Genomic DNA, 25,808 nt, shown 5'->3' with positions numbered 1-25,808 from the left:
GTCTCCGGCATCAGCGGTTTTGTGGAATGTCAGGGAATGCGAAGGCCGCAGCGATGCGCCGCCGCCACTGCGGAACCAGGTGCGTCAGCGTCACGCCATTCCCCTGATAGGCATGCACGAAAGAATCGCCGTCCGTCAGTATGCCTGCGTGCTTTGCCGGCAGATGTGGCCGCCAGCGAAAGACGATCACGTCGCCAGGCGCCATGTCCGCCGCTGGTTTGGCCACCAGTTGGCCGCCCAGCCCGTCCAGCAGGCGCTCCTCGCCCGTCGCTTCGGCCCAGTCCGGTGCATATGGCCCCGGAGACGGCAAGTCCGAACCGTAGAGCTCGCGCCAAATGCCGAGCACCAGTCCGAGACAGTCGCAGGCAAGCCGCTTTCGGCAGCCTTGGTGGCGATAGGGGGTGCCAACCCACTCCATCGCTTCGCGCACCACTGCCGACGCGGCAGGTCGTACTGGCGACACGCCCTTCACGGCACGATCGGCCGTCCGTCGAAAACGCCGCCTTCCGCCACATACGAATAACCTGCGTCATTGCCGGGGAGATGGGGAAATCCGCGAAAGTTCAAAGCGTTGCCAAACTTTGCCTTGCAGGTGGCAAACGCCTTGTCGCAACCGGCGCGAACGACAAAAGTGTCGCCAGCGGCGACGGCTGGACCATCGCGCGCCGCCAATGCGAGGATCGCATATGATCCCTCGCGGCGGTGATCGACGAGCCTTTCGCTGCGCCCGGCGCGCGCGCCGGCAGTCCAGGTCAGCGTACCATGTGCAAACCACGCCGGCGCAAATGCGTTCAAGCCTGTCACCTTGACCATGTCTGGCAACAGGTAGGCCGTCACTGTTCCGCTGCCTGACAATTGCGGTGTGTCCAGCGCCACGCCGCAGCGCTGGTCGCCGAGCTCGGCATCGCAGGCGCGGACTACATAGCGGCCGCGCGGCTGATCCAGCGCATGCGACGGGCTTTCGAGTTCGGCTACGAACCGCTGGTCGCTGCGCGTGATCTTGCCAATGGTCGCCGTCCGCAGCAGTACAAATTGCTCCGGCGACCGCCAGTTGACCAGAAAGGTCTCAACCGTTGCGTTGTCGTACAGCCCCTCTGCGATGTCGACGTCGCGAATGCTGTCGGCACTCAGCGCGCCCTCGACATCGACAGTATCGACGGCAAGGCCGAGCGAACTGCGCGCCTCGCTGGCGCTGAGCCCGGTTTCCGGCAGGAAAGCCAGGCCTTCGAGCGTGATCGTACGGTCATGGTCGGTATATCCGCTGACCTGGCCATCCGTCCTGGTCAAGCGCCAGCAATGGCAAACACTGGTCACGGCCTGGCCGAGGTGATCGGCCAATGCTGGCGGCAGCGTCATGGCAGCACCTCCACCAGGGGGATCGATGGTATCTGCCCTGCCTTGAACCCGGTCATGCTCAGGGACAGGCGCTCGATGTCGAACCGTACCGGCACGTGAAATTCGAAACCGGCCGTGACCAGCGCCCCGGCACCAGGCGCACCTCCGGCAAGGACCACCTCGCCGGTCGCTTCGTCGAATGAGAAGTCGGCTGGCGAAAGCCGCTCCACGCCGGCCACTGCAATGCGGATGCTGGCGGTGATCGGCTTGGTGATCGGGCGCAGGTAGGCGTCCGCCCCAGCACCATAGGTCTTGGTCAGGGCAAATCGCGTCTTGATGCCGTCTCCGGTCCCCAACGGCTGGTCGAGCGGTGTTGGTGCGCCTCCGGGCCGGCACGACTTCATGTCGAAGGGATCGCGAAACCTGAAGGCGTGCAGCGTCCCCCGGCGCGCCTCGAAAAACGACAGCACGTCGTGCAGATCGTCAAGTGACTTGACCCCGGTGCCCGCGTCGTAGTGATGACGCGACTGCGACAGGCGCAAGTTGCGCTTTTCGCGGCCCGAGATCAGGGACACGATCTCGTTGCGGCGCTCCGGCCCGCCTGTCGCGCCAAACGACACCGCCAGCGGAAAGACCTCGTCGTGGAAACTTGCCAATTCCGACATGGCTCCCCCTTCAGAATGTTCGTGCGCCGCGCGACACCGCGCGCGCCAGCATGCCTGTTATCTGCGCCTCGGACTTGCGGAACGAAGCCGCGTCCTGGGCAGTAACGTTGAAGACGACATTCACCGCCCCGCCGCCTCCCGGCGCCAAAACGCCGAGACTGCCGTCGGCGGATCGACGCAGCGGCAGGATCGCTTCCGCTCCCGCCTCGCCCATCAGGCCGATGTTCCTGCCAGCAGGAAAATAGGTTGGCGAAGAGACGACACCGCCCGAGGCGAATGGCACAACGCCCCCCGTCACTCCGCCCTTGGCGAAAGGCAGGATGTTCTGCAGCCCGTTGAGCAGTCCCGAGAACATCGATCCCGCCAGCGACTGCAGAGGCTTCAGCCCCTGCTCGAGCGCCATGCCGGCAAGGTTCAATCCGATCCGCCTGAGCACGTCGTCTAGCTCGCGGCCGCTGACCACCGCACTTTTCATCGCCCCGGTCAGCTGGGCGCCGAAACTGTCCGACAGTCGCTCGAGGGACTTCAGCGCATTCTGGAACGGAGCTGTATCGGCGGAAATCTCGATCTTGACCCCTTCAGCCATGATTTGGCTCCCGATTGTCCGGAAAGGCTGCCATCAATGTCTCCAGTTGTACGCGCAGCGGCGCGTTCCCTCGCCCCTGCGAAAGCACGCTCATCGCGCGCTCCAGTTCGCGTGGCGTCATCGCCCAGAACGAGGCGGGCGACAGCCGCAGCAGGCCGAACCCCGCGGCCATGGCATGGTCCCAGGGAAACTCCGCGCCATTGCCCGCCGCGGCGTCTAAGGGTTTTGTGCGTCCCCGGTCGCCGGCACCGCGCCAAAGGTCACCGTCAGCAAATCCGAAACGATGGCGGCAAACCCCGCCACTCCACCTTGCGCCTGCATCGCGGCCACAGCCTGGTCCGGCAGGTCCTGCCCGGCCCCGCGCAAACCGGCGCCGATGATCCTGATCATGTCGGAAGCGGCAAGCCGTCCGCTCGAAAACCTTTCGACAAGTGCCGAGAGATCGTCTGCGGCATAGCTTGCCTCGAGCTCGGCCAGAGCGCCGAGTGTCAGGCATAGACGGTAATGCTTGCCGTCCAGTTCGGCGGCAACCTCGCCGCGGCGGCGATTGGCGCTCATGGCGTCACCGAGAAGCCGACGACGCCGGCGGATTCCAGCGCCACCTCGAACGTCATCTCGCCATCGTGATTGCCGGTGTATTCCAGCGCCGTGATCTGGAATGGCGCCTCGACAATGCCGAAGTCCGGAACCGCGAGCTGCCAGCGGACGATGTCGCCGCCAAAGAAGCATGTCCGGATACGCGCATCCGACGACTGGTCCTTGAAGATGCCGGACCCGCTTATGGAGGCGCGCTGGATGCCGCTGCCGGCGAGCAGTTCGCGCCAGCGTCCGACCGAATCCGCGTCTGTGACGTCGACCGTCTCGCTGTTGAAGGCGATGCGCTTGGAGCGCAGGCCCGCGACCGTCACAAAGCTGCCCAGACCGTTGCTATCGATCTTGAGCAGAAGGTCCTTGCCCTTCTGTGCGACCATTCATGGTCTCCTGGATTTGCTTGAGAAAATCTCGTGGCGCGGCCGTCAGGCCACCGGTTCGGTCACCGCACGAAAGCGCAGCACGCCATGATGGACGGTCAGCCGGTCGTCGAAGCGCGCTTCGGAAAACTCCAGCCGCATGCTGACCAGATGCTGGGAGCCGAGATCGAGCCTGGCGTCGTCGAGCAGCACGCGAACGGCTTCCATGATCTCCAGCGTTTCGCGCTTGCCTTGTGCCTTCGACCAGACATGGATCGAAAACAGCTGCTCGGTCCCGCTTTCGGTGTCGGTGCTCCAGTCGTAGACGCTGGTTCTGCCGAAGGTCAGATAGGGAAAGACAACATTGGCCGGCGCCTGGTCATGTATCTTTGGCCCGCCAAGCATCGCAACGAGCGACGGATCGCCACACAGCGCCGCAAACACCGCCTTTTGCAATTCAGCTGCCGGGGCGGTCATCGCTCGGTTTCCTCCCTGCTTCTGCCCCGTCGCGCATGGCGGAGGAAGCCGCCCGGCGTTCGCTCGACGCCTCGCCAAGGTAGCCTTGTTCGGCGTCCTCTGCCAGTTCGTGCGCTCGCCAGCGCAGCGCGCGCAACATTCCGTCGCGCGTCAGTCTCATGGTCACGTTCAAGCGCCGACCTCCTTCACGCCGCACACGAGATAGCGGCGGGTTTCATCTGGGTCGTGGACAGTAATGATGTCCAGCACCCGCAGGTTCCGCCTGAGCCGCATCCCGCTCGCAAGCCCTGTCCGCCACCGTGTGGTGACGCGGTGGGTTGCAGTCTCAATCGTCTGTCCGGCGCCGAAAATGCTTTGCGCGGCAATCGGCTCGACATGGGCAAACAGCGTCGCCACCTCGACCCAGCTCTCGCTCTGCGCGCCGAAATCATCCGGCGTGGTCACGCACTGCTCGAGGGCGAATTCGCTGCGCAGCGCGCCTGGGTCGATGAAACTCACGCGCATCACAGCCTCATCGCCCTGTAGCCTGAAAGCAGGCGGTCGTAGGCGGCCGGATACGACACCGGCTGATCCGCCGGCCCGAAACTTGTCCGGAACTCGTACCAGTGCGCGACAAGCAGCAGCACCGCGCGCTTCAGCAGATCGGGAACATCGGTGCCCGCCTCGCCGAAGCCGGCGCGGAAGTCGACCTCTATGCCTTTCATCGTGCGCAGCCGGTCCGGCGTCCTGTCGAAATGCAGCCGCGCCGGTCGCGACAGGCTGTCGAACAGATAGTGCTGCGGATCGACGAGCGACGCGGAACCCTCACTGTCATACGTGGTCACCGAAAGCACTTCACGCACGGGATGCCGCAGCAAGGCAACGCGGTTGTCGGTCGGCCAGCGATCCAGCACCAGGCGCCAGCTCTGGTCGATCAATGCCACACCGGTGCAGCGTTCTACGTCCTCGCGCGCAGCCACGACAAGGCCGCCTATCAACGCGTCCTCGCTGCTGTGCGTGACGCGCAGGTGCGCCTTGGCGTCGACAAGCGTCACCGGCTCGACCGCAGGCGCGACTGTCCTGATCAACGTCATTGATGACCTCTGTATCTGGGATGAAATGGCGGCCCCAGCTGGGAGGGACCGGAGCCGCCACGGCACATGCCAACTGGCGAGATCGCCGCGTGGCTCAGGCCGTGCCGTATTTGAGCAGCTTGATGGCGCTGAAGTCCTGAACGCCGCCGCCGACGCGCTTGGTCGTGTAGAACAGCACGTAAGGCTTGGCCGAATACGGGTCGCGCAGCACCCGCACGCCCGTCCGGTCGACGACCAGATAGCCGCGTGCGAAGTCGCCGAAGGCGATCGGCGTCGAGTTGGCGGCCCCGTCGGGCATGTCCTCGGCCTCGACCAGCGGGAAGCCCATCAGCATCGCGCGCTGGCCAAGTGCCGAAGGCGGCTGCCACAGATAGTTGCCGTCAGCGTCCTTGAGCTTGCGGATCGTCGCCTGGGTCTTGCGGTTCATGACCCAGTTGGCGTTCTGCCGGTATCCGGCCTTCAACGCATACACGGTGTCCACCAGGATATCCGACGGGCTCGACGCTGGCAGTGCCCCCGAAACGCCCGTCACGAGGTAGCCGATATCGCCCCAGGCCCAACTCGCTTCGGCAACCTTGTTGTAGTCGAGAAAGCCCTTGGGTTTGTTGACGCCGCTGCCGTTGACGAAGGCCATTCCCTCCTGCTCGGCAAACGCGGCTTCGACCTCGGAGGCGATCCACTGGTCGAGGTCGACGACGCTGTCTTCGAGAAGCGATGCCGTCGCCGCTGGCATAGCGTAGAGCTCCATGGTCGGAAACTGCAGTTCGGCCAGGACAGGCGACGCCGTCTGCGGCCGGGTGGCGGTTTCGGCAACCCAGCCGACGGCCGGGCCGGTGACCGTGAACGGCTTCTTCAGCACGGCCGCCGAAACCTGCCGGACGGACGCGATCGAGCGGATCGGCGAGAATACCGACAGGCGGCGGCCAATCTCGGTCTCGGTTTCGCTCGGCACCAGGTAGCCGCCGTCCTGGCCGGAACCGTACGACATCGCCTTCGTATCGAGGGCGCGCAGCTGCCGGTCGTCGCCGCTGCGCATGTAGACGTCGAACGCGTCCTTGTGCTCGCTCGGTCCGGTCCGCGCTCCGTCGCGTCCAAGCGTCGGGCGCACCCGCTTCAGCGACAGGCCGTCGAGGAGGCGTTTCTGCTCATCGAGGGCGCGGGAGATGCGATCGACCTGCTCCGAGGTCACCACGTCGGCGCCGAACCTGCCCTCAAGCTGCGCCAGCCGCTCGTCGTTGCTGTCCTTGAAGGCTTCGAAAGTGGTCATGAACTCGCCGAAGGCATCCTTCAGGTCGAGCGTGTCGCCGGCCGCCTTGGTTTCAGGCGGGCGCGGCGCGTGCAATGTGGTCATGCGCTGCTTCCTTTTTGCTTGATCATGCGTGTGGCCTCGCGGATGCATTCGGCAAGGCCGGCTTGCGTTCCCCATGCGGCGTCCCGCTTGCGCACAAGGCTGGAAAAGCCCTCGGCGATTACCGTCCGGGCGTCGGTTCTGGTCAGCCCCGCATCCCGCGTAAGCCAGCCTTCGAATTGCCGGGTCGTGGGCAATCGCCCGCGCCCCTTGACCGTGTCGATACGCGCTTGCGGCAGCATCGGGAACGTGACGATGGAAATCTCCCAAAGGTCGGCTTCCAGGATATGGCGCACGCCGGTTGCGTGATCCTTCCGCGCTCTCACCGCGCGAAAGCCGATCGACAGGCCATCCAGCGCGCCGCCGCGCAGCAGGTTGTGCACGTCTCGGGCACGGCCTACATCCTTGGCCAGCCTGCCGCGCACGAACAGGCCGCGCGCGTCCTCCTTGAGCTCGGCCCAACGGCCGATCGGCTGGTTGGGATCATGCTGGAAAAGCATGCGGATGCCTGCCGCGCCCCGCGTTCGCAGCGACTTGGCAAATGCCCCGCGCTCGACGATATCCTTGCCGAGATCGAGCTGCCCGAACAGGCTGGCGTAGCCTGAGAAGGAGCCGTCCCCGGCAACCTCGTCGAGAACCAGGTCGACGAACTTGCGCTCGCAGTACGCAGCAGCCGCTTGGCTCATCCTAGGCGCCCTTCCCGTTCTTCTTTTCCAGGATCCATCGGCCGAGGCGATTGCCTTCCAGCGCCCGCATGACGAAGCCGAGCCCCCACCAGGCGCAGAGGCTGGCGGCTGCGGCTCCCATCATCGTCATCTCGGCCGGGCTGATCAGCCGTTCGATGCCGAGTTCGACCGATATCTTGAGGCCGACCGTGCCCCCGAACACCAGGCCGCAGACGACGCCGACGGCAAAGCGCACCGCGGCCTCGCGGCGGCCATGCGGCAGGATATAGGCGAGTGAGATCGCCGATCCGGCGATGGCTCCCCCGCCCTTGGCCAGCCAGAGCCAGCCCGGATCGGACATGTCCGTCATGGTTTTGGTCCCATCGTGGAATTGTTCAGCGGTGCGGCGGATAGCCGACCGCCTCGCGCTTCTCGTCTTCGCTCAGGAACGAAGCCGCTCCGAGCCTGGTCCACAGCGCATCGCGCTCTCCGGCCAGGCCCTCGACCTGGTCGGCGTCGTACCAGAGCCGCAGGCCGTCGCCGAACGCCGGCGTCAGCCAGGCCGACAGCTCCTTCGCTGTCCGCGCCACCAGGGGCAGAACGGTCAGGCGATAGAAGGCCCGGTTCGCTTCTTGGTAGTTGGAATAGGTGTTGTCCCCGGGAATGCCGAGCAGCATCGGCGGAACTCCGAAAGCCAGCGCGATGTCCCGACTCGCCGAGTGCTTGGCCTCGATGAAGTCCATGTCCTTCGGCGTCAGGCCCATCGCCTTCCAGTCCAGCCCGCCTTCGAGCAGCAGGGGCCGTCCGGCGCGGGTCGAGCCGGAATAGCCTTCCTCCAGCTCGGCCTTGAGCCGGTCGAACTGCTCGTCGCTCAGATTGCCCCCGTCCTTGGGCGCATAAACCAGGGCACCCGAAGGCCTCGCCGAATTGTCGAGCAACGCCTTGTTCCAGCGTCCGGCCGCATTGTGCGTATCGAGCGCGATCAGCGCCGCCTCCAGCGGCGCAAAGCCGTAGTGATCGTCAAGAGGATGAAACAGTGCCAGGTGCGCCGCCCCGCCGTTGCCGGACAGGCCGAGTTCGATATGACGGCGCTGCGCGCCTTCGCGATGGTCCAGCGCAACGGGCCACCCAGACCCGTCGCTCGCAATCGTCACCCGGTCGGGCCGCAGCAAGTGCATCTCGCGAGCGCCACCCTGGGCGGACACCAGTTCGACATAGGCGTTACCCGACAGCAGCAGATGCCCGTAGAGCGCTTCCATGAAACCGGCGCCCGCCTGCCGCTCGTTCGGCCGGTCGAGCAATTTCAAGAGGGGATGCTCGGCGAGTTCGGTCACGCCGTCGTAGAGCAGCCAGGGTATCGCCGCGGCCGTCTCCGAGATCAGCCGCACCGAGCGATGCACGATCGGATTGCGCATGAACCCCTCGCGCGCCAGCGCGGCATAGTCCCGTCGGGTCCAGCGCGCTTCGCCCTGGGCATGCAGCGCGACAAAGCCGATAGCGCCATCGCTCTTGCGCTCGGGCACGGTGCTTCCCCTCCCGGTCCAGCGGAACCAGGGCCAATTCACAGCCATATCGTATCCTGTTCAGAGAAAATCGCGGATTCGCGGTTCGGTCGACCAGTCCGGCATCAATTCGGTCACGGCCCAGACCAGCGCGTCGACGCGGTCGGGAGAACGGCCGTTCGACAGTCCGTTCGCGCCAAAGTCGCACATCTCGTCTTCAAGTTCCGGAAAGTTACCGGCATGCACGACCTTGCCCTGTTGATAGAGCGCCGCCACGGGTTCGGCGCGAAGCCACTTGGAACGCCGTGCGCGCACAGGCTTGACCGGCACCGCGGCATCGACCGTTCGGATGACCGCCGTCACCATGTCGCCGCCCTGGTTGACCTCGGCAACGATGCTGTCGGCCGCGAGCCGATGAAACAGCCTGACAGCCGCACCGGCCCAATCCTGCGGTCTTGCCGCACGAACGGTGGCGTCGGCCAACACCACGGCCCTGCCCGCGCCATCCAGCCCGACGGCAACGATGCCGCAGGCGTCGGATGTCTTGCGCGAACCGGCAGGCGGATCGACAGCGACAACGATCCGGCGCAGATCCGCAGCTTCGGCGACAGTCGCGGCCGCAAGCATGTCGCGCGACCACAGCGCGTCCTCGCGATCCTCGACCAGTTCGCCGTCCAGTTCCTGGCGACCCAGTACAGTGCGGCCGTAGCGATTGCGAACGGCGTTGAGAAACCCTGGCGCCAGGTTGGCGCTGTTGTCGTCCGAACGCATGCGCGTCACCATGACCGCGGGATCGGCGAGAAGTCGCTTGAGTATCGGCAATGGACGAGGCGTGGTGGTGATGAGCTGGCGGGGCCTGTCGCCCAGCCGCAGGCCAAACTGCAGCATGTCGAAACAGCTTTCGGCATGTTTCCATTTCGCCAGTTCGTCGCACCACGCTGCCTGGAATTGCGGCCCGCGCAGGCTTTCGGGATCCTCGGATGAGAAAATCTGCGCCACGGCCCCGCTGTTCCACACCAGCCTGCGGCGGCTCGCTTCAAAGCGTGGCCGGTCGTGGCGCGAAATGGTGACGATCCCCGAGGGGCCGTCGATCATCACCTCGCGTACATCGGCCAACGTTTCACCGACCAGGGCAATCGGCGAATGCGCCCTGTCGGCGAAAGGTGAAAAGCCCCTCACCAGCGAATTCACCCACTCGGCGCCCAGCCGCGTCTTGCCCGCGCCACGTCCTCCTATCACCAGCCAGGTCGCCGGCCGCGCCTCAAGCAGATATTGTTCGATGCGCGCGCTTTGCAACCATTCCCCGGCGATCAGGCGTCCTTCACGATCGGTTATGTTCTGCCGTGCCCAGCACCCGGGCGTAGCTCCGTGCGAGTTCGACGATGCGTCGATCGATCCTTGCAAGCACATCGGCCATTTCTGCATCTCGGTTCGTCTGGCTCACTTTCGCTACCTCCCCGCCCCGCATCAGTTCCGTGATCTTTTCCACCGTCCTTACGACGAGGCCGACCATCTCGATCTGCGCCTTGTCGAGCGCGCCTGCACTTTCCGCGCGCAGGGTCTCGACCTGGCCAACGAGCGAGTCGGCCAGCCGGACGAGCCGTTCATCGACAACCCCATCGGTCCCGGCTATCCAGCCATGCCGTTCGATGCGCCTGCGTATCGTTGCTTCCTTCCAGCCGCTCACCCGGGACAGCGTGCCCGCATCCGCCGGCGCGCCTTCGTAAAGCGCACGCACCGCACGCCAGCGTTCTTCAGCCTGCGCCACCAACGACCACCTCGACTGTGGATTTGTAAGGAGTTTCGCCCAAATGCGGCGGCGGGCCGTGCCCTGCGGTCGCAATTCTTCGACGATATCGAGACACTACACCGCCGCCGTAACGGTGTCAAGAATAAATTCCTATTTCGTCGTGATTTTCCATTTACCCGGGACACGTCGTCCGCCCCCTTGTGGCGACCGCGAAAATCGGGGACAAGTCGGCCTTGGGCCGGGGACGCGCACCCGGAATTCGCCAGCATAAGTGTTTTGGTATAAGCTGCAGTCACGCGCCGGACCCATTGCGAATGGAAAGCCCAGTCGAACCCCGTAAGAAAAGAGGCCGTTTGGCCGCCGGACTTCTGGCGATCGATGCATGGCTCGACTCGACTCTTTACGAGCTGCGTTTCAAGGCCCAGGAGTTCTGGGAAAACGCCACGATCTTCTTTCGCCGCTTCCGCGTCAAAGGCTGGCGGCGTGGTGTCATCGAAATCCTGAGCGAAGGTTTCACCATGGCTGCGGGAGGCTCCGTGGTCATGCTTGCGCTGGCGATGCCTGCGTTCCAGGAAACCGGCGGCGACTGGCGCAATCAGGATGACTTCGCCGTCACCTTCCTCGACCGCTATGGCAACGAGATCGGGCAGCGCGGCATTATCCAGCGCGATTCCGTACCAGTCGACGAAATGCCGGATCACGTCATCAAGGCAGTTCTGGCGACGGAGGACCGTCGCTTCTTCGAGCACTACGGTATCGATTTCCTCGGCCTGATCCGCGCCATGTCGGAAAACATGCGCGCCAACTCGGTCGTCCAGGGCGGCTCGAGCCTGACCCAGCAGCTCGCCAAGAATCTGTTCCTCACCAACGAGCGCACCGTCGAGCGCAAGGTCAAGGAAGCCTTCCTGTCCCTGTGGCTGGAATCCAATCTCTCCAAGAAGGAAATCCTGCAGCTCTACCTCGATCGCGCCTACATGGGGGGCGGCACGTTCGGCATCGCGGCGGCGGCGGACTTCTACTTCGGCAAGCAGGTCAAGGATCTCAACCTGCCCGAGGCGGCGATGCTCGCGGGCCTGTTCAAGGCGCCGACCAAATACGCTCCTCACATCAACCTGCCGGCCGCCCGCGCCCGCGCCAACGTGGTGCTCACCAATCTGGTGCAGGCGGGCTTCATGACCGAGGGCCAGGTGCTTTCGGCGCGCCTGCATCCGGCCGACATCGTCGACCGCGGCGACCGCAAGAGCCCGGACTACTTCCTCGATTGGGCGTTCGACGAGGTCAAGAAGATCGCCGCCAAGTCCGGCGTCCATTCGCTGGTCGCACGCACCACCATAGACATGAACATCCAGAACGCGGCCGAGGAGTCGGTCGAGTTCCACCTTCGCCAGTTCGGCAAGGAGTATCACGTCAGCGAAGGCGCGGTCGTCGTCATCGAGACCAACGGTGCGGTGCGGGCCATCGTCGGCGGCCGCGACTACGGCGCCAGCCAGTTCAACCGCGCGACCCGCGCCCAGCGCCAGACCGGCTCGTCCTTCAAGCCCTATGTCTACGCCACGGCGATGGAACACGGCTTCACCCCGGAATCGGTCATCTCCGATGGGCCGATCAGCTGGGGCGCATGGTCGCCGAAGAACTATACCCGCGGCTATTCCGGCCGGATGACCCTGTCGACGGCGCTGATCAAGTCGATCAACACGGTTCCGGTGCGCCTCGCCAAGGACCATCTGTCGATCCCGCCGATCAAGGCGATGGCCGAGGCGATGGGCGTGGAATCGCCGGTCAGCTCGCACAAGACCATGGTGCTCGGGACCTCCGGGCTCACCGTCATGGACCAGGCTACCGGCTACAGCGTGCTGGCTCAAGACGGCATTGTTGGCACCCGTCACGGCATCACCCAGTTGACAACGCATTCGGGCAAGATCGTCTACGATTACACCCGAGACGCGCCGCCGCCGCATCGCGTCCTGTCCGAGCAGGCGGTGGCCTCGATGAATTCGATCATGGTGCAGATCCCCGAGGTCGGCACGGCGCGTAGGGCCGCGCTCGCCAATGTCCGCTCCGCGGGCAAGACCGGCACCACCCAGTCCTATCGCGACGCCTGGTACATCGGCTACACCGGCAACTACACCGCCGCCGTCTGGCTCGGAAACGACGACTTCTCGACCACCAACAACATGACTGGCGGTTCGCTGCCGGCGATGGTGTGGCAGCGCTTCATGGCCTACGCGCACCAGAATATCGACCTGAAGCCGATCCCCGGCATCCAGAACCCGTTCGTCGACCCGGCGGCCATCGCCAAGGCGGAAGAGGCCGCGAAAAACGGTGCCGAGCAGGCCGCCGCAGATGCGCCCGACCGCCCGCCAGTGCTCTCAAGCACCACCACCCGCACGCTGCGCGAAATTGCCGATGTGTTCCACAACGCACCGGCGATAGAACCGCCCGCCGAGCCCAAGACGCTATCGGCGCTGTGATCTTGGCAACGGCATTCCAGCCAGCGCGTCGCCGCCTGCAGCAAGCTTCGCTGGCTTGCGTTCGTCTTGATTGGCAGGATATTCCTCCGTCAGCTCCATCGTGCGGCAGGTCATGCTGAAACAATCGCTCCTCATCGGTCTCGCGCTTGCCATCGCCATCGGCGGTGGTGCCGCGAGCGTTCGGATGGTGCTTGACAGGCAGGAAGGCATTGGCGCCGTTTCAGTTGGCTCGTGGACGGCATTTCCTGATATCGGGACCCCTGAAGCCGACCCCTATTCCAAGGCCCGCGTTGCGCGCGATGGCATTCTCGCGCTTGGCCGCGCCGAGGGCCTCGCCTTCGTCGCCGAGCGCGATGCCGACGGCGCCAATCTCCGGCGCGAATGCACCTATCTCATCGACGGTTCGCTTCCCGTCGCAAGATTCTGGACGCTCTACGCCTCCGACAAGGCGCAGAACGCCCTCAAGCCGGCGACGCGCCGCGACCCCGCCCTGCACTCGCTCGAAGTCCTGCGGCAGCCCGACAACACCATCGAAATTGCCGTCGGCGCACAGGCCGTGCCGGGCAACTGGCTGGCCGTATCCGGCGTGGGCGAGATGAACCTGGTGCTGACGCTCTACGACACGCCGATTGCCAGCAGCACCGGCCTGTCGGACATCCAGATGCCGCGCATCGTCAGGGGCCAGTGCAATGCGTAGGCTGTTTCATGCCCTGGCGATTGCCCTTGTCGGTCTGGGCATCGCCCACATCGTCATACTGCTGCTAGTGCCCAACTTCTCCGAACGCGACGCCTGGTCGCGCCTCGCCATGGTCGCCGGCCCCAACAAGGTGGTGCGTCTGGACCAGGACGTCGGCGGCGCGCCAGTGGTCAAGTCGCTCGACCCATCCTTCTACGATGCAGCCTGCCGCTTCGATCTGGCGGACGGTGTCGTCCGCATCGACAATGCCGGCAAGGTTCCCTACTGGTCGGCGTCGGTCTATGACCGCAGCGGGCAGAACATCTACAGCTTCAACGATCGCACCGCGACCGACGGCAATCTCGATTTCGTCGTCTTGACCCCGGCGCAAATGATCGAACTGCGCAAGGAACTGCCGACAGAGTTCGAAAAGTCGATCTTCGTCGAAACGCCGATCGACGAAGGCATCGTGGTCGTCCGTGCGTTTGTCCCCGACGACAGCTGGCGGCCGACGATCTCGCGCTTCCTCGACGGCATCAACTGCGACACGCAATAAGCCCCCTGCGGGGCATCAATGCTTGGGCAACGGCTCGTTGCGCCGTGGGACGTCGGCGCGTTCGCGGCCGCCTGTCTGCGCGCTGGGGCGTTCGTAACGCACGCCCGGAAATATGATGATGGATGCCGGCGTTTCCGCTGTGCGTGGCGACCTGCGGGCGCTCGCCCGGCGCGGCATGAATGACACTACGCTGCCCATGGTATGCGATTTCCCTCTCGGTTTGACCGGAGTAAGCACGCAACGCCTCCGTCTTGATAAGGCCAGCAGAGAGTTAACAGTCCGCTAACAAATCGCGGCTAAGTTTATGTTCATCTTCGGAGCTCCGGTACGCAGTTGCAGTGCCGGATCGTCTCCGCAGCAGTATCGAGTAGTGTCAGGCGTACCGTGTCAGCATCGGACTTCAGGCAAATCGCAATCAGGCGCGAAACCGGAAAGCCCGAGCGGCTTTTCCGGGCGGCGGTGTCCGCCTTTTGCGCCCTGCCGCGTCCTTCGCGCCGCGAGATCACCCAGCTCGAAGACCTCACCTTACCGCTGTTCGACAATGTGTCTGTCGAGGCGCGCCGCTTCGTGGCGGCTGCGTTGTCGGAGAGCGAGTACGCGCCGCTCGGCCTCGTTCGCCGTCTCTGCGACGAGAGCGTCGATATCGCGGCCCCGCTGCTCATCCGCTCGCCGGTGCTGTCCGATGTCGCCCTCATTGCCCTGATCGGTCGCCACGGCCTGCCGCACGCACGCGCGATCTTGCGCCGGCCCAACCTCAATCCGGCGATCGCGGACTTGATCCGAATCCTTGAACGCCCGCGCCTGGTTCATCCCGATGGCGACGCCCAGCTCTCACCATCCGTCGCCATGCCGGCAGCCCCGGAGGCAGTTCCGGGCACGATCGCCGACAGCGGTCTCGCACCGGGCGAACTGGCCGACAACATCCGCCGCAGGCTGCGTTCGATGATGGCTCCCAACGCGCCGAGCAGCCCTGCTCTCCCCGCCGGTGAAGCGACGCCGCGTGCCGGCGCCTATCAACGCCTGAAGACAACCGCCCTGACCGGCAACAACACGTTCTTCCAGACCGCTCTCGCCGACGCGCTCGACATCGACTTCCCGACGGCGCGCGCCATCACCGAGAAGTCGGGCTATTCGTCGCTGATAGATGCCCTTAGAGCGCTGGACCTGCCAGAAGAGCAGGCGTTCCTGCTAACCTCGGCGACGTTCCCAGGCCAGTTTGCCCATGCCGAATCGATCAGGCTGTTCCTTGAGCGCTATCGCGTCCTGCATCGCGATGTCGCGCTCGACCGGGTCAGGGACTGGAAAGCGGCATCGGTCGGGGCACGGATCCGCGCCAACGGCGCCCGGCTCAACGCCGGTTGATCGGCGCCTTCAAGACGCCGACAGCGCCAGCAATTCCTTGATCTCGGTTTTGCCCGGCTCGATTTCAACCACCCATATGTCGGGGTCGAACCGTCGTTCACGCTCGAGTCGCTTGTCGACCGTCTCGCCGTCGACGCCGCTTTCCAGCAGGCTGAACTGGCGCTCGTCGGGTTTGGCGGTGTCGTAGCTCGTCTGTGGCGCCGGCCCGTAGAGGTCGGTGCTGCCGAAGCGGTCCCGGGTCAGCACGAATACAGCGCCGGCCTCAGACGCCCCCTTGCTCAGGATCGCGCCGAAGCCACCCTCGCCGAACACCCTGCGCAGCAGGGCAGAGACCCAGAAATCCGTGGTAACGCGCATCTGCCTGACCTGACCGCAGTTTCAATCAGGTCTCTATAGCTGTCCGCTCCGCACAGGCCAATTGCCGTAAGCCAAGGTTCAGTTGGTGAGGCCGATCTCGCGCATCTTGGCATGGACGGCCGCATCGGGCTCGCCAGTCTCGGGCAGGCCGAACAGCGCCTGGAATTCCCGGATCGCCGATTTCGTCCGCGCGCCAATAACACCGTCGATCTCGATGCCATCGTTTCCGAACGCCTTCAGCCCGGCCTGGATCTTCATGATCCTGGCCGACATGTCGACGGCGGGTGCTGTCGCCACGCGTGCCGGCATCGGCGTCGGCGCTGCCTCGGGCCGCGCTTGCGGGGCGGCCAAGGCCTGCGCGCGCGGCGTCGGCCGTGGCGCAATCCCGGCCGTCGTCTCAGCCGCGCCCAGTTGCTCGAGCAAGGCTTCGTCGACTTCGCCTGTCGGGATCAGACCGACCTTGCGCTGATAGGCCTCGATGGCGCCGCGCGTGTTGGGACCGTCCAGCCCGTCGACCGCGCCGGTGTAGAAGTTGAGATCTCTCAGGATGCTCTGCACCTGCTCGATCTCAGGATCGCCCTGCGGCGGAACGACCTCCGCCTGCGGCCGCTCGATCTTGATCGTCGTCTCTGGCTCGTTCACGTCCATGTCGGGAAACTCGACAGCCTCCCGCGTCTGGAAGAACGCGCTCTTGTGGGCGTATGGCTGATACCACAACGCATTGGCCGAGACGTAGAACAGCGCCACGAGGAAGGCCGTCGAACCGCCGACCAGAACCGGATTGCGCGCGATCATTCCGCCAAGCGCGACTGCGCCGTCCTGGAAACGGCTGCGTTCTTCAATGACCTGCTTAGCCTGCCTTGCGGAGCGAGCCATCGCGCACCTCCTTGGCCTTGCCCGCCGGCAGGCGCATCAACTCGCCTCTCGTCGGCTCGGGGCGCAGCGCCGGCCCTTCGACCGGCAGGCTGATGGTAACTGTCGTGCCCTCGCCCGGCGCGCTTTCGATCGACATCGTGCCGTCGTGCAACGCGACCAATCCCTTGACCAGCGACAGTCCTAGGCCCGTGCCTTCAAAACGGCGGGTGTAGTCGTTCTGCACCTGCATGAAGGGCGTGCCCAGACGAGACAAATCCTCTTCGGCAACGCCGATGCCAGTGTCGGACACCCAGAAGTGCAGGCGCGAGCCGAGGCGCTTTGCGCCAACGTCGACCCTGCCGCCATCAGGAGTGAACTTGACCGCGTTGGAAAGCAGGTTGATCAGGATCTGCTGCACTGCGCGACGGTCCGCCTTGACCTCGCCGACGCCCGCGGCGATCTCGACCGAAACCTTGTGCGCCTTCGCCTCCGCTTGCAGCGCCATCATGGAAGCGCACATGTCGACCGCCTCGCGGAACCTGAACGGCTCCGGATTGATGGCGTAGCAGCCCGATTCGATCTTGGAGACGTCGAGGATCGAGTTCACGACGTCGAGCAGATGCTGGCCCGACTCGCGGACGATGCCTACATATTCCTTCTGTCGCGGCTCGGCAAACGGGCCGAACATCTCGTGCAGCAGCATGTCGGAGAAGCCGATGATGGCGTTCAGCGGCGTGCGGAGCTCATGGCTGACAGCCGCCAGGAAATTGCTCTTCGCCAGTTCTGCGCCCTTGACCGCATCGGCGGCCTTCGCGAGTTCCTGGCGCAGGTCCGCAACCGTTGCATTGTCGCGCACAAGCGCCACGAACGACTGGCCTTCCGCCCTCATGAATTCGAGCGCGAAAGGATGGAAGTTGTCGCCGGCCTCGCCTTCGCTCTGCCTCGGCAGGCGTAGCCGGAGCTCGGCATGGCGCAAGCTCGCCCCATCGCGCATGTCGGCAAGCGCGCAGAGATAGCCGACCCGATCGGCAACATGGATGCGGTCGAAGAATGCCGTGCCGAGCAGGAACTCGGGCTGGAGCCGCAGCATCGAGCGCGACTGTTCGGACACGTCGACAACGTCGCCATTGCGGGCAATGCGCAGCACGACCGCCTCAAGCAGATCTTCAAGCGCGCCCGCAGGAACGTTGATGTTTTCGGATTCTGACTGCCCGGCAAACTTCAGGGCGCGGGCGGCGACGGCGGCCGCCCATGCGAGCGGCAGAAGCCATTGCCATGCCGAGGCCGCGGCACCGGCGGCAAAGGGCAGCGAGCCGAGAATTGGCTGAAGCAGCAGCGCAACGATGGCAGCCGCTGCGCCGGCGAGAATCGCCGAACGCGTGCGCCAGACCCAATAGGCCTCAAACGGCAATGCGGCGAGCAAAAGCGCTGCCGGAGATGTCAGTCCACCTGCCGCGGCAACGATGGCGGCGATCGCGCCAGCGCCGGCGACAAGCGCCGAACTTGCGACGAGCGGCGCTTTGCCGGATGCCGCGATCAGCAACGCTGCGAGCCAGCTCAGGCTGAATGCGGCGAAAATCACGGCAAAGGTGGAAGCCGCGCCGAGATTGGCGGATACCAGAACCACGCCAGCGCCAGCCAGGAGAAACGGCGCGGCAAGAAGCAGGCCGACGAGGCGCCGCTGGCGCGGGCGTTCGGCATCGGAAACCGAGGGATGGACCAACCGGTCGCAGCCGCCGGCCATCGCGCCGGAAAACTCGCCGTATCTGGTCATGACAAAACTCAACGCTACGCACTCTTTCGTGGACCGCTGGGCGGCTCTTGCAAGATTGAGGTCCAACCTCGCACCGAGCCTTTAATGAAGGAATAAGGGCCAGCCGATCCGAACCCAGTCACAAGGCGAATATTGGTGCGGCAAGGCCAACAATCGAGAACAGTTCTCGCCATGGTAAATGGAGGGTTATTTGCCGACTTGCGCTTCAGAATCACCGGCAAACGCGCAAGCCGTCGAATGCCCTGTGCTTTCGCAATCTAAATCAATTGCTTACGAGTCACGTGCAAGATTGCCTGCAAATAGCGGTCTTGGCCAAAAGTCCATCCGTTACGAATTGGTGAAACGGCAGGGCAAAATGCCACCTGTTGCGGCAACGGCTCCTTGCTGGTTGATGCGATTGTCGGCCAGGCACCTGAGAGATGGGCAGTCGTCAATCTGTTCGTCAGACCACACGAGGCTACCTATGGGCTTTCTCATTAGAACCGCGTTCTGGTTCTCGCTCGTCCTGCTTCTGCTGCCCTTGGGAACCGGTCCCGACGGCGAGAGCCGCGTCAGCCCGCTGCAGGCCCTGTTTGCCGCGCGCGAGGCCGTCGGCGACATCGCCGGCATTTGCGAACGCAAGCCCGAGGTCTGCGAGACCGGCAAGGCCGCGATGCAGACGATCGGCGAAAGGGCGCGCGAAAGCGCTCGCTTTGCCTATGAGGTACTGGACCAGCAGTTCGGCCAGCCGGATACGGCAACGCAGACCGGCAGCGTGCCGGCATCGGACGACATGCCGGCTCTGGAGACCGCTCCCATCCCCACGCCCGCCCCTGCTCCCGCCAACTGAGCCGATCCTCCGCCGCGCCACACCTCGGCAGTGCGACGCAAGGATCCCGAACTGTTCTCGCGCCGCGACTTCTTTTTTCGTGACGGCCAGCCGTCCGGGCACTATATCCAAGCCACAATGACGACCTCGATCGATACCATCCGCGACGACTTCTCCTTCCTTGAAGAGTGGGAGGACCGCTACCGCTACGTGATTGACCTTGGCGAGGCGCTACCTGCGTTCCCGGAGAGCGCACAGACCGACGCCAACAAGGTCCAGGGCTGCGTCAGCCAGGTCTGGCTGATCACCCATGTCGGCGAAGGCGCCGATCCCGTCATCCGCTTCGACGGCTACTCCGACGCGCACATCGTGCGCGGCCTTGTCGCGATCATGCTGGCACTGTTTTCCGGCCATCGCGCGAGCGCGATTGTCGGCATAGACGTCGAAGCAACCCTCAGGGAGCTGGGTCTCAACGAGCATCTTTCGCCGCAACGCGCCAACGGCCTGCGTTCGATGGTGAAGCGCATCAAGCGCGACGCCGAGGCTGCCTCGCGCCAACTGGCGTAGAGCTAACGGCTCATCCCAGCTTCGGCCGGTAGTCGTCGGCCCCCCAATGAACGAACCTGCGGGCGGTTTTTGGCCCGCCAGCCGGCTCGTAGTGGCGGGCGAGAACGCCAAGCGCCGATTTCAGCACGACCTTTGCCGAGCGCATCGGCCAGCCGCGTTCCGCTTCGACAAGCTCCAGCCCCTTGAGGAAGCAGCACACATCGATCAGGACGCCTGCCAGTTCCGGTCCCACGGCGTCGATCGCGTTGTCTACCCGCTGCCGGGCTGCGAGCGCTGCATCGGTCAGTTCCACGGCCCCGCCGCTTCCACCGCCGCGTTTTCCCGAGGCAATGCTGGCCACCCAGTTGGCGCCCAGGCGGGGCATGATCTGACCGCGTGCATAGTCCGAGCGAAGGCGCTCTCCCGCATTGAATTCTCGGGCGCTCAGATAGGTCGCGCCGGCCTTGGTCTTGCGTCTTGCCAGTTGGCCCAGCGGCGATTCCGACAGGTTCACTGACGCCACATGCATTCCCTGCTCAAGGTCAATCACGATCGCCCCGATCTCCCGGTGCTGGGCCTGGAACGGGTCGTCCTGGCCACTATCGCGCCGGACCTTGGCGTGGCCGGTGGCGGTCAATTGCAATTTGGCGCCGCACCTGGCCACAAGGCCTTCCTTCGCGATCGCCGCCACGAGGTCGGCGCCCACGGCAACTCGTTCGCCCCTGTCGTTGGCGAGCACCAGCTTGCCTGCGACAGCGGCCGGGCTCACATCGGCTCCACCTTTTGCCAGAAGCCTCAGCGCGCGAGCGCGTTCCTTCTCGTCGCCCGCCATATCAGCGCTCCATCCGGTCACGAAAGGCGGCAATCACCACGCGCTCGGCCAGCGCCACGATGCGATCGAACTCGGCGTCGTCGCGCAGGTCTTCGACAGTATGGCAGGCATAGAGAACTGTCGTGCGGTCACGGCCGAAGCCACGCCCCACCTCGGCCATGCTGAAGCGAAAGACGACATGGGCGACATACATCGATATCTGGCGAAGGCGGCTGATGTCATTGCTCGTGCGCCCGACGCGGCGCAGTTCCTTGCCAGGCACGCCAAACAGCGCGGCCATCAGGTCGATCATGGCGTCGCATCGCTCGACGACTTCGTCTCGCCGCTTCGCTGCGACAAGGTCGGACGCCGGCTGATCGTCCGTCGCGGCTGCTTCGCGGGCCTCGTACTGCCGCCGCGTCAATAGTGCCGAGCTAGATCCCACCAAACTCACCCCTCCATAAATAGGAATAAGTTCTTATATCGGTGAGCGCGAAGGGTGTGAACAAAAAATGAACACCCCAGCAAACGCTGCGAGCTCAAGTCGCTGTAATCATTGGAATAATTATTTCACCGCAAAGAAATTCGATCGCTGTTTATCCCCACCCTCCAATCCGGCCTCAAGATCGCCCGATCAGACAGTGGCCATGCAGGGAAGCGATGCGGGATCTATCGAGGGAAATTGCTGCATTCAGACAAGAAAAACGCGCCGAACTCACAGATGCCCGGCAAAGAGCTGCCTTGCAACTGTGCTGCGGCATCGAACTCGACGACGCCTTGGGCTGCGGTTCCGAAGCAACCATGGCCTTGCTCAAGCGTCTGGAACGGGCCATCGAGCGTGAGCGATTGCGCGGCATTAACCGCCACTGGAGCTATGACCTCAATCGCCACATCGCGCTGAAGCAGGTGCGCGACCGCTTAAGGGGCGTATTCCCGGACGAGCCCGCGCGCCTGGCGCTGCGGCCTCGCCGGCGTCAGCCGAAAAGCAAAACGGCGTCCGAGGACGCCGCTAGCTGACTATCGCTCAAAGGCTTACTTGCCCTTGCGCTTGCGGCCGAGACCCATCTTCTTGGCGAGTTGGGAACGTGCCGCAGCATAGTTCGGCGCCACCATCGGATAGCTGGCGTCGAGGCCCCACTTCTCCCGATACTGATCGGGGGTCATGTTGTAGTGGGTCATCAGGTGACGCTTGAGTGATTTGAACTTCTTCCCATCTTCGAGACAGATGATGAAGTCGTCATGCACCGACCGCTTGGGATTGACGGCCGGCTTCTGCTTGTCGGCGGGGGGCGCTTCGGAGACATTGCCGACGCGGCCGAGGGCGGCGTGGACGTCGGCGATCAGTGCGGGAAGCTCTCCAACCGGAACCGGATTGTTGCTGACATAAGCTGCAACCACATCGGCGGTCAGCTCGATCAGCGCATCGCTATTTGCGTGAGGTGTTTCGGAAGTATCCATATGTTTCAGGCCCCAATGTGACTGGATGTTTTTTGCCCGATGCTGCGACCGGGATACGACGCGTTCTTGTATCGTAAACTGCCATTACGACTCGCGCTTAGTCACTTTAATGACCCCAGAGCGTTATCAAGTCAATTCACTATTCTTTGCGAAACCAAGAACAATCATCTCTTCATTTCTCTAACAAATGAACCTTTTTGATACGCCCTGGCCTTTGATTGAGATCAAGTCACACAACGTCAATAGTTGTCCCGGAAGGGCATTGCGAACGTTATGGCTCGGCCTGGCGGTTCTTCTTTGACGCTTGAACTGTTTCAGCAAGATCGTCGCTGACGGAGCCCTGCCACATCCGATAACCCGCCGAATATGCGGCTTTTGCAAGCAAATGAGCCGCAATTGGGGCCGTCAACAAAAAGAACAACACGCCAGCCAGCGCGCGAACGGTCGTCGCCGCTTCGCCAATGTAGACCGCTAGTCCAATCAGCATCAGGCAGGAACCCAGCGTTCCGGCCTTCGACGCCGCATGCATGCGCGTATACACATCCGGAAGGCGTATGATCCCAATTGATGCGGTCAGAGCAAACAACGCCCCAACCACAATCAATATACCTGCGAGGTATGACCCAATATCTCCCATCACGGCCTCTCCTCCTCAGCCTCGTCATTCTTCGCATCGACACCGCCGCTCAAGACAAAGCGCGCGAATGCGACCGTTGCGAGGAACCCGACAAGGCCAAGTGCTATGGCGACGTCGACATAGAGCGTGAAGCCGGACTTGATGCCAAGCACGGCGATAAATCCGATGGCAACGGCGACGAGCATGTCGAGCGCCAGTATGCGATCAGGCAATGTCGGTCCTTTCAGCACGCGATAGACGACAAGAAGAAAGGAAACACTAAGTAAGCCAAGCGCGAATATCGCGCTCATGTTCAGGAACGCGGCCCCAGACATCATCGGAACGCCTCCATGATCATCCTCTCGAAGCCCTGGCGAATGTCCGCGCGTGCCTGATCCGGATCGGAGCAATCCATGCCATGCACAAACAGCGTGCGCCGGTCATCGGAAACATCGACCGACAGTGTTCCCGGCGTCAGCGTGATCAGGTTGGCGAGCAAGGTGATCTCGAAATCGCGCTCCACCCGCAGCGGATAGGCAAAGATGCCAGGCTTGATGTCCAGGCGTGGGGACAGAACAAGGCGAGCAACCCGGACCGATGACAGCACGAGTTCCTTGACGAACAGCAACGCCAGGAGAAACGTCGCCCAGGGGCGGATCACCACCCTGGCCGACTGCAGCTGGTCGCGCACGATGAACAGCACCACCCAGCCTATGGCGAAGCCGAAAACGATGTTCGGCAGCGTGTAGCTACCCGAGATCGCGACCCACACCAGGGTCAGCAGCAGTTCGTTGCGAAACGGAATCATTGCACGCCTCCCGCAGGAAACACCGCATGCACATAGGCCGAGCTGTCGAGCAATCCGGTTGCCGCCGCGGTCGTAACGCGGATGAACGGCTCGGGCGCCAATCCCATCGCCAGGATCGCAATGACCAAAACCGAGACCGCTCCATACCCGGTCAACGAAACCTTGCCTGCTTCGAGCCTCGGCTGGCCCGCTATGCCGTTGCGCCAGAACGCGAGGATGAACACCCGGCCCAGCGCGATGGTCGCGAGAAAACCGCTCGCCAGGATCGCCAGCGCCAGCGGCCAGGCGCCGGCTTCGAGCGACGCCCGCACCAGCATGACCTTCGGCCACAGGCCGGAGCCGAGCGGCAGACCGGCGACGGCAAGCGCGATGATGAAGGCAAGCGCAGTCATCAGCGGGCTGGCAAGATACAGCCCCGAGAGTGTATGCAGCGAGAAACTGCCGCCCTTCTGGCGCATCAGCCCGCCCAGCAGATAAAGGGCCGACAACGCCAGCATTGAATGCAACGCATAGAAGATCGCCCCGGACAGTCCGCCGACGCTGCCCAGCGCAATGCCGGCCAGCATGATACCGACGCCTGAAATGACCAGGAAACCCGATATGCGGCGGATGTCGGATTGCGCCAGCGCGCCGAGCGCGCCGACCAGCATCGTCGCCACCGCCACCCAGCCGATCACACCCGAAAGCACCGCCCGTTCGACAGCGAAGATCATCACCAGCGTGCGCAACAGGGCATAGACGCCAACCTTGGTCAGCAGTCCGCCGAACAGCGCACCGGTGATGACCGGCGGCGTGTGATAGGAGGCCGGCAACCAGAAATTGACCGGGAACGCCGCGGCCTTCATGCCAAACGCCAGCAAATACAGCGACGCCAATGTCATCAGCGGGGCAACTTCACCCATCTGCCCGGCCTTCACGGCGAGGTCGGCCATGTTGAGCGTGCCGAAGGTGCCATAGAGGTAGCCCGTGGCAATCAGGAACAGCGTCGTGCCGACAAGATTGAGAACGGCATATTTGGTCGCGCCGTCGATCTGCGGCTTCTCTGATCCCAGGATCAGCAGGCCGAAGGACGAGATCAGGAAGACCTCGAACCAGACATACAGATTGAACATGTCGCCGGTCAGGAATGCACCGCTGACGCCGGCCATCATCAACAGCAGGAACGGATAGAAGCCATATCTCCGGCCGGCGGCATCGATATCGCGAACCGACGACGCGCAGCATAGCAGCGCCACGACAGAAGCGGTCAGCGAAAACGCGGCGCCAAGCGCATCGACGGTGAACGAGATGCCGAAAGGCGGCAGCCAGCTTCCCATCGTCATTGAGACGGGGCCGACCTCCAGCACTCGCATCAGCAGCAGGACGTTTGCCCCTATCATCGCCGCCAGCACACCCAGTGCGATCAGGGCGTGCCAGCGGATGCTGTGCCGGATCATCACCAGCAGCGCGCCGAACATGATCGGCAGCAGCACCGGCGCGATCACCAGCCAGTCCGCTGCCGTAACCGGGGCGGCAATCATGGCCGCCGTCTTGTCGACCATCACATCAGTCGCCGCCATCGTCAGTACCCCATCGGCGGCAGGCCGTCGTCGACGGGTTCGGCGATGCGCATGCCGTCGGTGTCGTCCGTGCCGATCTCCTGATAGGCGCGATAGGCGAGAACCAGCAGGAAGGCGAAGAACGAAAACGAAATGACGATCGCCGTCAGGATCAGCGCCTGCGGCAGCGGGTTGGCGACCAGCCCGACGGGCATGTCCAACCCCTCGCCGATGACCGGCGGGACCTCCCTGAGGATGCGGCCATTGGTAAAGATCAGCAGGTTGACCGCATTGCCGAACAACACGACGCCAAGCAGGATGCGGATGATGTGGCGCGACAGCATCAGGTATATGCCGCCGGCAAAGAACAGGCCAACAAGTACGGCAAAGGCAGGTTCCATCAATCGTGCTCCCTGTCTTCAAGCGCGAGCGCGATCGAGGTGATGGATCCCACCACGACGAGATAGACGCCGACATCGAAGACCATGACGGTCGACAGATCGACAGTCATGCCAAACAGGCTCGGCGCAGCCCACAGGCCGGTCAGGAAGGGCATCCCAAGATCGAGCGACGGCAGGCCGGCGAGCGCCGCGATGAAAAGGCCGAAGCCGGAGATCGCCATCGGATGGAAATAGAGCGCCCGCCGCACCGCCGGCACGCCAAACGCTATGCCGAGGATGGCAAAGGCCGAGGCCGCGATCAGCCCGCCGGTAAAGCCGCCGCCGGGCTCGTTGTGCCCGCGCAGCAGCACGAACACCGAAAACAACAGCATCAGCCCGGTCAGCAAAGGAGCAGCGGTCCGGAATATCAGCGTCTGCATG

The 25,808-nt window shown here is 63.9% G+C and carries 36 protein-coding genes; 7 read left to right on the top strand and 29 right to left on the bottom strand.

Annotated features, from left to right (window positions below):
- Positions 1 to 10: 10 nt before the first annotated feature.
- The 17 genes from PCJ21_RS15130 to PCJ21_RS15050 all read right to left on the bottom strand — a co-directional run bounded on the left by PCJ21_RS15130 (position 11) and on the right by PCJ21_RS15050 (position 10,369).
- Entirely contained in the window at positions 11 to 472 is a 462-nt protein-coding gene (locus PCJ21_RS15130) for an NlpC/P60 family protein (protein WP_269932240.1), read from the bottom strand.
- Entirely contained in the window at positions 469 to 1,356 is an 888-nt protein-coding gene (locus tag PCJ21_RS15125) for a DUF2163 domain-containing protein (protein WP_269932239.1), read from the bottom strand. Before PCJ21_RS15125 ends, PCJ21_RS15130 begins: the two co-directional genes overlap by 4 nt.
- Entirely contained in the window at positions 1,353 to 2,000 is a 648-nt protein-coding gene (locus PCJ21_RS15120) for a DUF2460 domain-containing protein (protein ID WP_269932238.1), read from the bottom strand. The genes PCJ21_RS15125 and PCJ21_RS15120 overlap by 4 nt, the downstream gene beginning before the upstream one ends.
- A gap of 10 nt (positions 2,001 to 2,010) precedes the next feature.
- A complete protein-coding gene (locus PCJ21_RS15115; protein WP_269932309.1) occupies positions 2,011 to 2,589 on the bottom strand; it encodes a phage tail tape measure protein in 579 nt (192 codons plus the stop codon).
- Positions 2,579 to 2,758 (bottom strand): phage tail assembly chaperone, encoded by a 180-nt coding sequence (locus tag PCJ21_RS15110; protein ID WP_442866020.1) that lies wholly within the window; start codon positions 2,756 to 2,758, stop codon positions 2,579 to 2,581. The genes PCJ21_RS15115 and PCJ21_RS15110 overlap by 11 nt, the downstream gene beginning before the upstream one ends.
- A gap of 44 nt (positions 2,759 to 2,802) precedes the next feature.
- Positions 2,803 to 3,144, bottom strand: coding sequence for a gene transfer agent family protein (locus PCJ21_RS15105; protein WP_269932237.1), 342 nt, complete (start codon positions 3,142 to 3,144; stop codon positions 2,803 to 2,805).
- On the bottom strand, positions 3,141 to 3,557 hold the full coding sequence (locus PCJ21_RS15100; protein ID WP_269932236.1) for a phage major tail protein, TP901-1 family: 417 nt from the start codon (positions 3,555 to 3,557) through the stop codon (positions 3,141 to 3,143). The genes PCJ21_RS15105 and PCJ21_RS15100 overlap by 4 nt, the downstream gene beginning before the upstream one ends.
- 45 nt (positions 3,558 to 3,602) lie before the next feature.
- Positions 3,603 to 4,013 carry a DUF3168 domain-containing protein gene (locus PCJ21_RS15095; RefSeq protein ID WP_269932235.1) on the bottom strand — a complete coding sequence of 137 codons (411 nt, stop codon included), beginning with the start codon at positions 4,011 to 4,013 and terminating at the stop codon, positions 3,603 to 3,605.
- On the bottom strand, positions 3,994 to 4,185 hold the full coding sequence (locus PCJ21_RS15090; protein ID WP_269932234.1) for a hypothetical protein: 192 nt from the start codon (positions 4,183 to 4,185) through the stop codon (positions 3,994 to 3,996). The genes PCJ21_RS15095 and PCJ21_RS15090 overlap by 20 nt, the downstream gene beginning before the upstream one ends.
- Positions 4,182 to 4,517: a phage head closure protein gene (locus PCJ21_RS15085; protein WP_269932233.1), complete on the bottom strand. Its 336-nt coding sequence runs from the start codon at positions 4,515 to 4,517 to the stop codon at positions 4,182 to 4,184. Before PCJ21_RS15085 ends, PCJ21_RS15090 begins: the two co-directional genes overlap by 4 nt.
- Positions 4,517 to 5,086, bottom strand: coding sequence for a head-tail connector protein (locus PCJ21_RS15080; RefSeq protein WP_269932232.1), 570 nt, complete (start codon positions 5,084 to 5,086; stop codon positions 4,517 to 4,519). The genes PCJ21_RS15085 and PCJ21_RS15080 overlap by 1 nt, the downstream gene beginning before the upstream one ends.
- Before the next feature lie 94 nt (positions 5,087 to 5,180).
- The gene (locus tag PCJ21_RS15075) at positions 5,181 to 6,437 is read right to left on the bottom strand and encodes a phage major capsid protein (protein ID WP_269932231.1); all 1,257 of its coding nucleotides are present in this window, start codon (positions 6,435 to 6,437) and stop codon (positions 5,181 to 5,183) included.
- Positions 6,434 to 7,120, bottom strand: coding sequence for an HK97 family phage prohead protease (locus tag PCJ21_RS15070; protein WP_269932230.1), 687 nt, complete (start codon positions 7,118 to 7,120; stop codon positions 6,434 to 6,436). The genes PCJ21_RS15075 and PCJ21_RS15070 overlap by 4 nt, the downstream gene beginning before the upstream one ends.
- A gap of 1 nt (position 7,121) precedes the next feature.
- Positions 7,122 to 7,469 (bottom strand): DUF6107 family protein, encoded by a 348-nt coding sequence (locus PCJ21_RS15065; RefSeq protein WP_269932229.1) that lies wholly within the window; start codon positions 7,467 to 7,469, stop codon positions 7,122 to 7,124.
- A gap of 25 nt (positions 7,470 to 7,494) precedes the next feature.
- Positions 7,495 to 8,670, bottom strand: coding sequence for a phage portal protein (locus PCJ21_RS15060; protein ID WP_269932228.1), 1,176 nt, complete (start codon positions 8,668 to 8,670; stop codon positions 7,495 to 7,497).
- Between the two features lie 12 nt (positions 8,671 to 8,682).
- Positions 8,683 to 9,897, bottom strand: coding sequence for a DNA-packaging protein (locus tag PCJ21_RS15055; RefSeq protein ID WP_269932227.1), 1,215 nt, complete (start codon positions 9,895 to 9,897; stop codon positions 8,683 to 8,685).
- A gap of 25 nt (positions 9,898 to 9,922) precedes the next feature.
- Positions 9,923 to 10,369, bottom strand: a complete 447-nt coding sequence (locus PCJ21_RS15050) for a hypothetical protein (protein WP_269932226.1) — start codon at positions 10,367 to 10,369, stop codon at positions 9,923 to 9,925.
- A gap of 296 nt (positions 10,370 to 10,665) precedes the next feature.
- Between PCJ21_RS15050 and PCJ21_RS15045 the strand changes: the two genes are divergently transcribed.
- The 4 genes from PCJ21_RS15045 (at position 10,666) to PCJ21_RS15030 (ending at position 15,416) form a co-directional block, all read left to right on the top strand.
- Positions 10,666 to 12,822 carry a transglycosylase domain-containing protein gene (locus PCJ21_RS15045; RefSeq protein ID WP_269932225.1) on the top strand — a complete coding sequence of 719 codons (2,157 nt, stop codon included), beginning with the start codon at positions 10,666 to 10,668 and terminating at the stop codon, positions 12,820 to 12,822.
- Positions 12,823 to 12,934: 112 nt separating this feature from the next.
- Positions 12,935 to 13,519, top strand: coding sequence for a DUF1214 domain-containing protein (locus PCJ21_RS15040; protein ID WP_269932224.1), 585 nt, complete (start codon positions 12,935 to 12,937; stop codon positions 13,517 to 13,519).
- A complete protein-coding gene (locus tag PCJ21_RS15035) occupies positions 13,512 to 14,054 on the top strand; it encodes a DUF1254 domain-containing protein (protein WP_269932223.1) in 543 nt (180 codons plus the stop codon). The genes PCJ21_RS15040 and PCJ21_RS15035 overlap by 8 nt, the downstream gene beginning before the upstream one ends.
- A gap of 384 nt (positions 14,055 to 14,438) precedes the next feature.
- On the top strand, positions 14,439 to 15,416 hold the full coding sequence (locus PCJ21_RS15030) for a hypothetical protein (protein ID WP_269932222.1): 978 nt from the start codon (positions 14,439 to 14,441) through the stop codon (positions 15,414 to 15,416).
- Positions 15,417 to 15,425: 9 nt separating this feature from the next.
- On the opposite strand, the gene PCJ21_RS15025 is transcribed toward PCJ21_RS15030, so the two are convergent.
- The 3 genes from PCJ21_RS15025 to PCJ21_RS15015 form a co-directional block, all read right to left on the bottom strand.
- Complete coding sequence (locus PCJ21_RS15025; protein ID WP_269932221.1) at positions 15,426 to 15,773, bottom strand: DUF1491 family protein; 348 nt, start codon at positions 15,771 to 15,773, stop codon at positions 15,426 to 15,428.
- A 78-nt stretch (positions 15,774 to 15,851) separates the two neighbouring features.
- Complete coding sequence (locus PCJ21_RS15020; RefSeq protein ID WP_269932220.1) at positions 15,852 to 16,649, bottom strand: peptidoglycan-binding domain-containing protein; 798 nt, start codon at positions 16,647 to 16,649, stop codon at positions 15,852 to 15,854.
- Positions 16,624 to 18,402 (bottom strand): PAS domain-containing sensor histidine kinase, encoded by a 1,779-nt coding sequence (locus PCJ21_RS15015; protein ID WP_269932219.1) that lies wholly within the window; start codon positions 18,400 to 18,402, stop codon positions 16,624 to 16,626. Before PCJ21_RS15015 ends, PCJ21_RS15020 begins: the two co-directional genes overlap by 26 nt.
- Before the next feature lie 463 nt (positions 18,403 to 18,865).
- On the opposite strand from PCJ21_RS15015, the gene PCJ21_RS15010 reads away from it, so the two are divergent.
- Complete coding sequence (locus PCJ21_RS15010; protein ID WP_269932218.1) at positions 18,866 to 19,231, top strand: DUF5330 domain-containing protein; 366 nt, start codon at positions 18,866 to 18,868, stop codon at positions 19,229 to 19,231.
- Between the two features lie 117 nt (positions 19,232 to 19,348).
- Complete coding sequence (locus PCJ21_RS15005; protein ID WP_269932217.1) at positions 19,349 to 19,777, top strand: SufE family protein; 429 nt, start codon at positions 19,349 to 19,351, stop codon at positions 19,775 to 19,777.
- Between the two features lie 10 nt (positions 19,778 to 19,787).
- Here the strand turns inward: PCJ21_RS15005 and PCJ21_RS15000 are convergent, their stop codons facing one another.
- Both PCJ21_RS15000 and PCJ21_RS14995 read right to left on the bottom strand, forming a co-directional pair.
- A complete protein-coding gene (locus PCJ21_RS15000; RefSeq protein WP_269932216.1) occupies positions 19,788 to 20,588 on the bottom strand; it encodes a DUF6456 domain-containing protein in 801 nt (266 codons plus the stop codon).
- A 1-nt stretch (position 20,589) separates the two neighbouring features.
- A complete protein-coding gene (locus PCJ21_RS14995) occupies positions 20,590 to 21,012 on the bottom strand; it encodes a helix-turn-helix domain-containing protein (RefSeq protein WP_269932215.1) in 423 nt (140 codons plus the stop codon).
- A 215-nt stretch (positions 21,013 to 21,227) separates the two neighbouring features.
- Between PCJ21_RS14995 and PCJ21_RS14990 the strand changes: the two genes are divergently transcribed.
- A complete protein-coding gene (locus tag PCJ21_RS14990; protein WP_269932214.1) occupies positions 21,228 to 21,584 on the top strand; it encodes a cytoplasmic protein in 357 nt (118 codons plus the stop codon).
- Positions 21,585 to 21,599: 15 nt separating this feature from the next.
- Here the strand turns inward: PCJ21_RS14990 and PCJ21_RS14985 are convergent, their stop codons facing one another.
- The 7 genes from PCJ21_RS14985 to PCJ21_RS14955 all read right to left on the bottom strand — a co-directional run bounded on the left by PCJ21_RS14985 (position 21,600) and on the right by PCJ21_RS14955 (position 25,807).
- Positions 21,600 to 22,025, bottom strand: coding sequence for a MucR family transcriptional regulator (locus PCJ21_RS14985; protein WP_269932213.1), 426 nt, complete (start codon positions 22,023 to 22,025; stop codon positions 21,600 to 21,602).
- A 271-nt stretch (positions 22,026 to 22,296) separates the two neighbouring features.
- Positions 22,297 to 22,662: a monovalent cation/H(+) antiporter subunit G gene (gene mnhG, locus PCJ21_RS14980; RefSeq protein ID WP_269932212.1), complete on the bottom strand. Its 366-nt coding sequence runs from the start codon at positions 22,660 to 22,662 to the stop codon at positions 22,297 to 22,299.
- Positions 22,662 to 22,979: a cation:proton antiporter gene (locus PCJ21_RS14975; protein ID WP_442866019.1), complete on the bottom strand. Its 318-nt coding sequence runs from the start codon at positions 22,977 to 22,979 to the stop codon at positions 22,662 to 22,664. The genes mnhG and PCJ21_RS14975 overlap by 1 nt, the downstream gene beginning before the upstream one ends.
- On the bottom strand, positions 22,976 to 23,449 hold the full coding sequence (locus PCJ21_RS14970) for a Na+/H+ antiporter subunit E (RefSeq protein WP_269932211.1): 474 nt from the start codon (positions 23,447 to 23,449) through the stop codon (positions 22,976 to 22,978). The genes PCJ21_RS14975 and PCJ21_RS14970 overlap by 4 nt, the downstream gene beginning before the upstream one ends.
- Complete coding sequence (locus PCJ21_RS14965) at positions 23,446 to 25,008, bottom strand: Na+/H+ antiporter subunit D (protein WP_269932210.1); 1,563 nt, start codon at positions 25,006 to 25,008, stop codon at positions 23,446 to 23,448. The genes PCJ21_RS14970 and PCJ21_RS14965 overlap by 4 nt, the downstream gene beginning before the upstream one ends.
- Before the next feature lie 2 nt (positions 25,009 to 25,010).
- Positions 25,011 to 25,388 (bottom strand): Na+/H+ antiporter subunit C, encoded by a 378-nt coding sequence (locus PCJ21_RS14960; RefSeq protein WP_269932209.1) that lies wholly within the window; start codon positions 25,386 to 25,388, stop codon positions 25,011 to 25,013.
- A complete protein-coding gene (locus PCJ21_RS14955) occupies positions 25,388 to 25,807 on the bottom strand; it encodes a Na+/H+ antiporter subunit B (RefSeq protein WP_269932208.1) in 420 nt (139 codons plus the stop codon). The genes PCJ21_RS14960 and PCJ21_RS14955 overlap by 1 nt, the downstream gene beginning before the upstream one ends.
- Position 25,808 lies beyond the last annotated feature (1 nt).

The sequence above is a fragment of the Aminobacter sp. HY435 genome (genome assembly GCF_027568395.1).
GTDB lineage: Bacteria > Pseudomonadota > Alphaproteobacteria > Rhizobiales > Rhizobiaceae > Aminobacter.
Note: the sequence above shows the minus strand (reverse complement) of the source record. Positions and strands in the feature narration are given on the sequence as shown.